Origin of the sequence: Achromobacter sp. (assembly GCF_032113835.1) — a bacterium.
Lineage (GTDB): Bacteria > Pseudomonadota > Gammaproteobacteria > Burkholderiales > Burkholderiaceae_B > Achromobacter.
The window spans coordinates 1-9,616 of sequence record NZ_DAMCTG010000132.1; the positions used below are offsets into that span (position 1 = coordinate 1).

Sequence of the window (9,616 nt, forward strand, 5' to 3'; positions counted from 1 at the left end):
GGATTGTCCAGCATGGTCTGCATCTCGGCGCCGCCCAGGCCCAGCGCCACGCCGACCAGCAACGCCATCAGCGCGTAGGGCAAGCGGAATTGCCAGACGATGACGCGCGTGCCGGTGTCTGACACCTCGGGGTGCAGCAGCGTGCGCAGCAGCTCGGGCAGCGTTAGCGAAGCCGGTCCGCTGGCAATGTCGGCCAGCAAACTGGCCACGATGGCCAGCACGAGTACAAAGGTCAGCAGCAGGCGCTTGCGCAACGCGCGCCGGTAGGCGGCGATGGGATCGTCGGGAACAGACGCCGCGGGCGATGCGGCGGCGGGGGCGAATCCGGTCATGGCGGACTACTTTGCTGGTGCGGCCGGAGACGTCCAGAAGGCGCCCGCGTTGTCCAGATCCAGGAACTGGCCGTACAACGCGTCCAGCGTGCCTTGCGGATCCAGCGCGGCGGCGCGCTCGGGGTACAGCCACTTCGCCATCGCCTCGATGGCGGCCACGTTGTAGGGCGAGTTGTAGAACGCGTGCCAGATGCCGAAGGCGCGGTGTTGCTTCACGGCGTCCAGGTCGCGGATGCCGTCGCGGTCCAGCAGCGTGGTCAGGCTGTCGGCGGATACCTTCGGATCGGCGCCGGGACCGGCCAAGAGGCCGGGACGGCCGGGTTCGGAGCGGCTGCCGGTGGCGATGTAGACATCCGGCTTGGCGTCGATGACGAACTCCAGGCTCACGTCGCCGATCGCGCCGGGCACGACGGGCGCCGCGACGTTGACGCCGCCGGCGGCTTCCAGCAAGTCACCGAAGTTGCCGTTGCCCGTGGTGTGGCAGCAGGCCGGCCACACGCCCGCCAGCATTTCCACGAAGACGCGCGGCCGCTGCGCCTGCGGCACCGGCTCCACGACCTTGCGCACGCGGGCGAGGTGGTCTTCGTAGAAGGCGATATAGCTTTCCGCCTCGGCTTCACGATCGAGCGCCTGGCCCAGGATGCGCATGCTGGGCACCGTGTTGCGCACGGGGTGCTGGCGGAAGTCGATGAAGACGATCGGGATGCCGGCTTCCTGCAACGCCGGGATCATCGGATTGTTGCGGCCCGGGCCATGGCCGCTGACGCTGAAGATCGCCACGTCGGGCCTTAGCGAGACGATCTTTTCCGGGCTGACGCTGGCTTCCGACGTCTTGCCGATCAGTGGCACGTCGGCCGCCTTGGGGAAGCGCTTGACGAGCTGGTTCCAGGAGTACGGATCCTGCTGCTTCAGCTCTCCCTGCCAGCCGACCACGCGCGCCACGGGGTCGTGCCGGTCCAGCAGCGCCATGGCGAACGCGAAGCGGCCTTCGCCCAGCAGGATGCGCTTCGGGTGGTCAGGCACCGTCACGACACGGCCGGCCAGATCGGTGACTTCGCGGGCATGGGCGCCGGGCAGGGCGCAAAACAGGGCGGCGGCAGCCACCGCCGCACGGAAAAGGGCAATCGAACGCATGGCGAATCCTTCAGGAGCGTCAGCCGCGGGGTGCAGGTAACGCGAACCATTCTTATCGCCGGGCAGTGTCCGCCAACCCTCCTCAAGAATTTGTTAAGACGCATCGCGGCTGTGGCGTTGGCGCCGCACCGCCGCCGTGCGCCGGACCGCGCCCCTACAATGTGAGATTGATTGTTATTCGCCGAGCGGTCCCGCCATGCGCGTTCTCGTCATCGAAGACGACCCCGACATTCTTGCCAACATCACCCATCACCTGACGCGGCGCGGCTACATCGTCGATTGCGCCGAAGACGGCCAGCGCGGCTACGCGATGGCGGCCTCGGGCGAGTTCGACCTGATCGTGCTGGACCTGATGCTGCCGCGCCTGGACGGCTACGAACTGTGCCGCCGGCTGCGCACCGAGGCCGCGTGCAACACCCCCGTCATCATGGTCACGGCGCGCGACACGCTGGACAACCGGCTGACCGGGTTCGACGCAGGCGCCGACGATTACCTGGTCAAGCCCTTCGCGCTGGCCGAACTGGCCGCGCGGGTCAAGGCGCTGCTGCATCGGGCCAGCGGGGCGAGCGCCGCCCGCGTGCTGCGCGTGGGCGACTTGACGCTGGACACGGGCACGTTGGCGCTCGCGCGGGCGGGCCAGGCGCTGCGCCTGCCGCCGTCTCCGCTGCAATTGCTGACCCTGCTGATGCGGGCCAGCCCGTCGGTGGTGCATCGCGCCCGGCTGGAAGAGGCGCTCTGGCGCGACTCGCCGCCGGACAGCGACAGCCTGCGCACCCACATCCACCAGATCCGTCACGTGGTCGACAAGCCCTACGACACGCCGCTGCTGCACACGGTGCATGGCATCGGCTACCAGTTGCGGGCGGCGAACGATGGTTGACCGGGGCAGACGCGCGGCGCGGCGCGGCCTGGCGCGTCATCTTGTGTTGACCTATGTGGCGCTGGCGCTGCTGGTCGCGGGCCTGCTGACCTGGTTGTCGGTGTGGAGCGTCGGCAAGCTGGAGGCGCATCTGCAGCGCATCGACATGGGCATGGCGGTGGAGCGGGTGCGGGGCGACTTCCTGGCGGGCATCGACCCGGGGCGGCCCAACCGCTTCTTTCATGGCGATCCGGGCAGCGCGGCGTTTCCCGACTGGCTGCGGCCGCTGGCGCCGGGCTTTCACAAGATCGAGCGCAACGACCGCGTGTGGCATGTGATGGTCGACGACTTCAAGGGCCAGCGCTACATGCTGCTGCGCGACTACACCGAGTACGAGCAGAACCAGTCGGCGTCGCACTGGACGGCGGTGACGGGGCTGGCGGCCAGCCTGGCGCTGGCGTTCGTCCTGGGCATCCTGGCGACGCGGCGCCTGCTGCGCCCGCTTGCGCGGCTGGCCGCCCAGGTCAATGCGCGCGGCGCACAGCCGCCGCAGACCCGGCTGGCCGAAGACTATCCGCCGGACGAGATCGGCCAGCTTGCGGCCGCGTTCGACTCGACCTACAACCAGCTCGAACAGGCGCTCAGACGCGAGCAGCTCTTCACGGCCGACGTCGGGCACGAACTGCGCACGCCGCTGATGGTGATCTCCAGTTCCTGCGAGCTGCTGCGCGAAGAGCAGACGCTGGACGCGGCAGGACAGGCCCGTCTTGGCCGTATCGAGGCAGCCGCGGCCGAAATGGGCGAGCGGCTGGACACCTATCTGATGCTGGCGCGCGGCGGCGACGCGGCCGGCCTGTTTCCGCGCGAAAGCGCCGCGGACACCGCGCGCGGCCAGTTGGCCGCCTGGTCGCCGGTGGCGCAGCGGCGCGGCATGCAGTTGACGCTGGCGGCGGCCGGTGCGCAGGAAGAGGCCTTGCTGTTCCCCGCGCCGCTGCTGCGCGCGGTGCTGTCCAACCTGATCCGCAATTCGCTCCAGTACGCCGGACCGCAGGCCAGCGTCGTCGTCACGGCCGGGCCCGATTTCGTGCAGGTGAACGACAACGGCCCCGGCATTGCGCTGGAACGCCAAGCCGCCATCTTCAACCCCTTCGTGCGCGGCGATCAGCCCGACGATGGCAATCTGGGACTGGGACTGTCCCTGGTGCAGCGCATCTGCGAACACCAGGGCTGGCGCGTGTCGTTGGCGTCGCGCCCCGGGCAGGGCAGCCAGTTCCGCGTGGACCTGGCCGGACCTGCGCCGGCCCCCTCGGCTTAGAAGGCGACGTCGGCCGTGAACATGGCCGTGCGTCCCGCGCCCGGCACGCCGTAGAGCTGGAAGCCGTCCAGCGAGGCGCCGATGCGGCTGTAGTAGAACTTGTTGAACAGGTTGTCAACGTTCACGCCCAGCGTCACGTTCTTGTTCAACCGGTAGCGCGCCGCCACGGAATGCAGCCAGTAGGACGGCGCCTTTTCGTTGTCGCGCACCCAGACCGGATGCGTGCCGTAAGGACCGGACACCGTGGAACTGTTGTTGTTCTTGCCGCCGACGTACTTGTTGTCCGTATAGCGCCGCTTGCCCACGTACTGCGCACCATAGCTCAGCGACAGGTCTTCCGTGGCCGCGAAGGTGGTCCACAGATTGAACGTCAGATCCGGCACGTTCTTGGCTTCTTCGCCCTGGTTCGCGCCCTTGGTGATGCGGCTCTTCATGGCGCTGACGCCGGCAAAGGCGGACCAGCGCGGCGTGATGTTGCCCGACAGGCCCAGCTCGATGCCGTCCACGCGCTTGGCGGGCAGGGCGCGCACCACGTCGGTGGCGTCGTCGCCGTATTCCCACGAATCCGTCAGTTCCGTACGGAAGAGAGCGCCCGTCAAGGACAGGTCGCCGCCCGCCACGTCCCACTTCGTGCCCAGTTCCCACGTGCGGGCGACGGCCGGCTGGTAGGTGTCGGAGCCGGTGGCGCCGTAGATGTTGTTGTTGGTGGACGCGCCCATCGCCGACGGTTGCGCAGCCTGGCTGTACGACACGTAGACGCTGCCGTTCTCCACGGGCTTGTACGTCAGGCCCACGCGGCCGCTGAAGGCGCCGTCGGTGACGCGCTGCGTGGCGGCGCCGGCCGTCTGCGTGACGCGGTAGCGGTCGTAGCGCAGGGCGCCTTGCAGCATCCATTGCGGATTGAACGTCACGGTGTCCGCGGCATACAGGCCGGCGTTGAAGACTTCGGCCTTGTTGCCCGAATTGCCCTTCAGCGTATCCACGCCGCCCATGTCCACGCCGCCGGTGTTGCGCAGGTCGAGCACCGGATTGACCGACGGCGCGCGGATCGTGCGTGCATGATCGCCGTAGGTTTCCTTATAGAACTCCACGCCCGTCACGACGGCATGCTTGATGCCGCCGGTGTGGAAGTCGAGGTTCAGGTTGGTCTGGTTGGCCAGGATGGTGTAGCGCTTGGACGTGCCGAAGTCGTTGCCGCGCATCTGGGCGTAGGGCGAGGGATCGCGCAGCGGCGTGAAGCCGCTGTACGACGCGATTCCGTCGGCGCTTTGCACCAACGGGCCGGCGCCCACATAGCCGTACGACGTGCGCGACGTGGAATTGAAGCGCGCCGGGCTCAGTACGCCGATGCGGTCCGTCTGCTGCCAGCGGCTGATGTTGGTCAGGCGCGCCGCTTGGGTGAAGTCATGCTCGACCTTCATCGTGGCCTGATCGGTGCGCGTCTGCTCCGTGTACAGGCCAGGATCGCCGTACCAGGCGTTGCGCGCGACGTTCGGCATGCGCTTGCCGCCGGTGCCGCGCTGGATCGGCACGCCGCCGTCGGGGATGTTGTCGTCTTCCTGATGCAGGTAGTTGACGGTGACGCGGGTGGGCGAACCCAGGCCCATCGCCAGCGACGCCGCGACGCCGGACCGGTCGAACTCCGTCACGTCGCGCTCGGCCACGCCGTTGTGGTGGCGCATGAGGTTGACGCGCAGGGCGGCGCTGTCGGTCAGTTCCTGGTTCAGGTCAGCGGTGATGCGCCGGTAATGATCCGTGCCAAGGCCGCCGGACATCTTGTAGAACGAGCCCAGCCGGGCTTCCTTGCTGGCCAGATTGACGCTGCCGCCCACGGCCGAGATGCCGGATTCGATGGAACCCGTGCCCTTGAAGACCTCTGCCTGTTCCAGGTTGAAGATGTCGGTGCGGCTGGACAAGCCTGCGTCGCGGATGCCGTCCACGGTGATGCTCTGTTCCGCCGAAAACCCGCGGATCGTGAACATGTCGCCCCAGTCGAGATTGCCTTCGCCCGAGCTGAACGTGATGCCCGGCACGTTGCGCAGCACGTCCTGCAGGCTCTTGGCCTGCTGCTCTTCCAGCACGGCGCGTGGCACGACGGTGATGCTTTGCGGGGTGTCGAGCAGCGGCTCCGTGAATTTGCCGGACTGGACGCGGTCTGCCTTGAAGGGCGGGGCGTCGGCCTGCACGGTGACGGGCGCCAGGAGCACCGCGTTGTCGGCCGGGGGCGTCTGGCCGTGTGCCTGCGTGGAGGCGGCGGCGCCCAGCGCCATGCCCAAGGTTTTCAGGGCGAACGCGCCCTGGGAGTGTGTTTTTTGTTGTTGCGCCATGACGATCTTGAGTGCCTCAATGAGAATCGTTCCGGATTCTAGGGAGGCGCGTCTCAAGATCCTGTTAAGACGCGGGGATGGGCGCGGGCGGGAAAGGCTGGCGGTTTGGATTCGCGCCAGCCGAAGGGAACGGCGGTGTCGTCAGGCGCGCGACGTATCGAAGGCAAGCAGATTGCGTTTGACGATGCCCAGCATGTCGGCAAGCTGGTGGCGCTGCTCGGCGTTCAGCCCTTGCAGGATCGCTTCGCTCATGACGTCGCTCTTGACCCGCATGCGCTCGATCATCGCGCGGCCTTCGGGTGTCAGCAGCACGAGCTTCGTGCGGCGGTCCTGGTCGTCGGCGCCGCGCCGCACGAAGCCTAGCGCCTCCAGCCGGTCGACCAGCCCGCCCAGGGCAGCGCGCCCCAGGTCCAGGACATCGGCCAGATCGCTTTGCGACATGCCGTCATGGCGCGACAGGTGCGCCATGACCCACCACTGCGACCGCGTGATGCCCTCGGGCTTCATGACCTCGTCAAACACCTTGCGGCGCAGCCGCGAAACGTCGTGCATCAGAAAACCCAGGCGCTGGTCCCAGTTCTCCCCGTGTGTTGCAACCTTCTCGGTCATTCAGGCGTCCTCCAGCCGGATCAGGCGTTTACCCATGTTCTTGCCCTGGTACAGATCGGCGATCGACCCCGGCGCGGCTTCGATGCCGTCCAGGATCTCTTCGCGATAGCGCAGCTTGCCTTCGCGCACCAGCGGGGCGAGCGCGGTGATGGCTTCCTCGTAGCGGTGCTCGTAGTCCCACACCAGAAAGCCCTGCATGCGCGCGGCCTTGTTGAGCAGGTGCCGTTCGATGCGCGGGCCTTGCGGCCAGGGGTCCCAGCTGCTGACAGACGCGGTGCCGCAGATCACGATGCGCGCGTGCCGGTTGATGAGCGGGTGCACGGCGTCGCTGATGCGCCCGGCGGTGTTGTCGAAGTACACGTCGACGCCGCCGGGGCAGGCGTCGGACAACGCTTGCTCCAAGCCGGGCGCATGATAATCCAGCGCGGCGTCGTAGCCGAACGCCTCCACGCACAGGCGCGCCTTGTCTTCGCCGCCGGCGATGCCCACCGCGCGGCAGCCCTGGTGGCGGGCCAGCTGGCCGACGACGGAACCCACTGCGCCCGCAGCGGTGGACACCACGACGGTCTCGCCGGCCTTGGGCTCGCCGCAGGCGTTCAGCGCGAAATAGGCGGTGATCCCGTTCAGCCCCAGCACGCCAAGCGACAGCGAAAGCGGCAGGTCGGTTTCAAGCACCTGGCGGCGGATCGCCTTGCCATCCGTGACGGCGTAATCCTGCCAGCCGAGCAGGCCCATGACCAGGCTGCCTTCCGGATAGCGCGGATTGCGCGAGGCCACGACCCGGCCGGCGGAGAACGCGCGCATGACCTCGCCGATGCCGACCGGCTCCGAATAGTTGGCCGCGGCGTTCACCCAGCCGCGCATGGCCGGGTCCACCGACAGGAACTGATTGCGCACCAGCACTTCGCCGTCGCGAAGCTCCGGCACCGCCGCAGTGCGGATCTCGAAGTGTTCGGCCTGCGGAATGCCCAGCGGGCGGGCTTTCAGGACGACTTGCCGGTTGATGGCGGGGCTGGCGGGCATGGGGTGTCTCCTCGGGTTGTTCCCAATATTGTATGCACACATACAGTATGTTAGCGTTCAGTTTAGCGCAACCGGCATGGGTCCCCATGCCAAGACGGGAACAGTATCCCGCGAGCGCGCAAGGAGACAACGATGGCCGGGTTGTATTTCGAGCAATTCCACGTCGGACAGCACTTCACGCACGATGTGCGGCGCACGGTCACCGAGACCGACAACGTGCTGTTCACCACCATGACCTTGAACCCCGCGGCAATCCACCTGGATGCCGAGTACGCGAAAACCACCGAGTTTGGCCGGCCGCTCGTGAACAGCGCCTTCACGCTGGGACTGATGGTCGGCATCTCGGTCGGCGACACCACATTGGGCACGACGGTCGGAAACCTGGGTTGGGATGAGGTGCGCTTTCCGGCGCCGGTGTTCGCCGGCGACACCTTGCGCGCGGAATCCGAAGTGCTGGAACTGCGCGAGAGCCGGTCACGGCCCGAGAACGGCATCGTCGTCTTCGGCCATCGCGCCTTCAATCAGCGCGACGAGCTGGTGGCGACCTGCCGGCGCGTGGCCCTGATGCTGCGCCAGCCGGCCGCGCAGGCCGCTTGATCTTTTTCTTTTCCCGAGAGCTAACCCATGGACTTCTCGCTGACTGAAGATCAGGCGGCCATCCGCCACGCGGTGCAGGACCTGTGCGCCGGGTTCGACGACGATTACTGGACCCGCAAGGACAAGGAGGGCGGCTTTCCCGAGGATTTCTATGCCGCGATGGCGGGCGCCGGGTGGCTGGGCGTGGCGATGCCCATCGAGTATGGCGGCGCGGGCCTGGGCATCCTGGAAGCAGCGCTGATGATGGAGACGGTCGCGGCGTCAGGCGCGGGCATGGCCGGCGCGTCGGCCATTCACATGAACGTGTTCGGCCTGCATCCGGTGGTGGTACACGGCAGCGATGCGCAGCGCGCCCGCTGGCTGCCGCCCATCATCAGCGGCGAGCAGAAGGCGTGCTTCGGTGTTACTGAGCCCAATACAGGCCTGAACACGCTCAAGCTGCGCACGTTGGCGGTGCGCCAGGGCGACCGCTACGTCGTCAATGGCCAGAAGATCTGGATTTCCACCGCGCAGGTGGCCAGCAAGATCCTGCTGCTGGCGCGCACCACGCCGCTGGACCAGGTCAAGGAGCCGACGCAGGGCCTGAGCCTCTTCTATACCGATCTGGACCGCACCCGCATCAGCGTGCGCGAGATCGAAAAGCTCGGGCGCAAGGCGGTGGATTCCAACGAGCTCTTCATCGATGGGCTGGAAGTGCCGGTCGAAGACCGCATCGGCGAGGAAGGCAAGGGGTTCTCGTACATCCTGCATGGCCTGAATCCGGAGCGGGTGCTGCTGGCGGCCGAGGCCACCGGTCTGGGCCGCGCCGGCTTGAGGCGGGCCGCGGCCTATGCGGGCGAGCGCGTGGTGTTCGACCGGCCCATCGGCCAGAACCAGGGCGTGCAGCATCCGCTGGCCGAGCGCTGGGTGGAGCTGGAAGCGGCCGAGCTGCTGTACCGCCGCGCCGCGTGGATGTATGACCAGGGCCTGCCCTGCGGCGCCGAGGCGAATGCGGCAAAGTTCTTCTGCGCCGAGGCGGGCTTCCGGGCGTGCGAGACCGCGGTGCTGACGCATGGCGGCATGGGCTACGCGAAGGAGTATCACGTGGAACGCTATTTCCGCGAAGCCATGCTGCCGCGCATCGCGCCCGTGTCGCCGCAACTGATCCTTTGCTACATCGCCGAGAAGGTGCTGGGGCTGCCGAAGTCGTACTGAACGTCAAACACATACACACGGGAGACGGACGCGATGGATGCGTTGAAAGGTTTGCGGGTGGTGGATTTTTCCAAGGTGCTGGCCGGGCCGTTGTGCACGCAGTACCTGGGCGACATGGGCGCGGAGGTCATCAAGGTCGAGCCGCTCAAGGGCGACGATACGCGGCGCTGGCCGCCGTTTCGGCAGGACGACGGCACCGTGTTCCTGAGCGTGAACCGGAACAAGC

At 67.5% G+C, this 9,616-nt stretch carries 10 protein-coding genes; 5 read left to right on the plus strand and 5 right to left on the minus strand.

Features of this window, described 5'->3' with window-relative positions; genetic code table 11:
- On the minus strand, positions 1-332 hold a 332-nt coding region (locus tag RT697_RS25810), incomplete at its 3' end, for an iron chelate uptake ABC transporter family permease subunit (RefSeq protein WP_313702501.1).
- Positions 333-338: 6 nt separating this feature from the next.
- Complete coding sequence (locus RT697_RS25815) at positions 339-1,466, minus strand: ABC transporter substrate-binding protein (RefSeq protein WP_313702502.1); 1,128 nt, start codon at positions 1,464-1,466, stop codon at positions 339-341.
- A gap of 196 nt (positions 1,467-1,662) precedes the next feature.
- On the opposite strand from RT697_RS25815, the gene RT697_RS25820 reads away from it, so the two are divergent.
- Positions 1,663-2,346, plus strand: coding sequence for a response regulator transcription factor (locus tag RT697_RS25820; RefSeq protein WP_313702503.1), 684 nt, complete (start codon positions 1,663-1,665; stop codon positions 2,344-2,346).
- A gap of 43 nt (positions 2,347-2,389) precedes the next feature.
- A complete protein-coding gene (locus RT697_RS25825; protein WP_313702504.1) occupies positions 2,390-3,640 on the plus strand; it encodes a HAMP domain-containing sensor histidine kinase in 1,251 nt (416 codons plus the stop codon).
- Here the strand turns inward: RT697_RS25825 and RT697_RS25830 are convergent.
- The 3 genes from RT697_RS25830 to RT697_RS25840 form a co-directional block, all read right to left on the minus strand.
- Positions 3,637-5,967 (minus strand): TonB-dependent siderophore receptor, encoded by a 2,331-nt coding sequence (locus RT697_RS25830; protein WP_313702505.1) that lies wholly within the window; start codon positions 5,965-5,967, stop codon positions 3,637-3,639. The two genes, RT697_RS25825 and RT697_RS25830, sit on opposite strands and share 4 nt — an antisense overlap.
- Positions 5,968-6,108: 141 nt before the next feature.
- Entirely contained in the window at positions 6,109-6,576 is a 468-nt protein-coding gene (locus tag RT697_RS25835) for a MarR family transcriptional regulator (RefSeq protein WP_313702506.1), read from the minus strand.
- Positions 6,577-7,599, minus strand: a complete 1,023-nt coding sequence (locus RT697_RS25840; RefSeq protein WP_313702507.1) for an NADP-dependent oxidoreductase — start codon at positions 7,597-7,599, stop codon at positions 6,577-6,579.
- Positions 7,600-7,704: 105 nt separating this feature from the next.
- Here RT697_RS25840 and RT697_RS25845 point away from each other — a divergent pair, with 105 nt between their 5' ends.
- From RT697_RS25845 to RT697_RS25855, 3 genes are all read left to right on the plus strand, one after another.
- Positions 7,705-8,196, plus strand: coding sequence for a MaoC family dehydratase (locus RT697_RS25845; protein WP_409517491.1), 492 nt, complete (start codon positions 7,705-7,707; stop codon positions 8,194-8,196).
- A 27-nt stretch (positions 8,197-8,223) separates the two neighbouring features.
- Positions 8,224-9,390 carry an acyl-CoA dehydrogenase family protein gene (locus RT697_RS25850; RefSeq protein ID WP_313702509.1) on the plus strand — a complete coding sequence of 389 codons (1,167 nt, stop codon included), beginning with the start codon at positions 8,224-8,226 and terminating at the stop codon, positions 9,388-9,390.
- Positions 9,391-9,423: 33 nt separating this feature from the next.
- On the plus strand, positions 9,424-9,616 hold a 193-nt coding region (locus tag RT697_RS25855), incomplete at its 3' end, for a CoA transferase (RefSeq protein ID WP_313702510.1).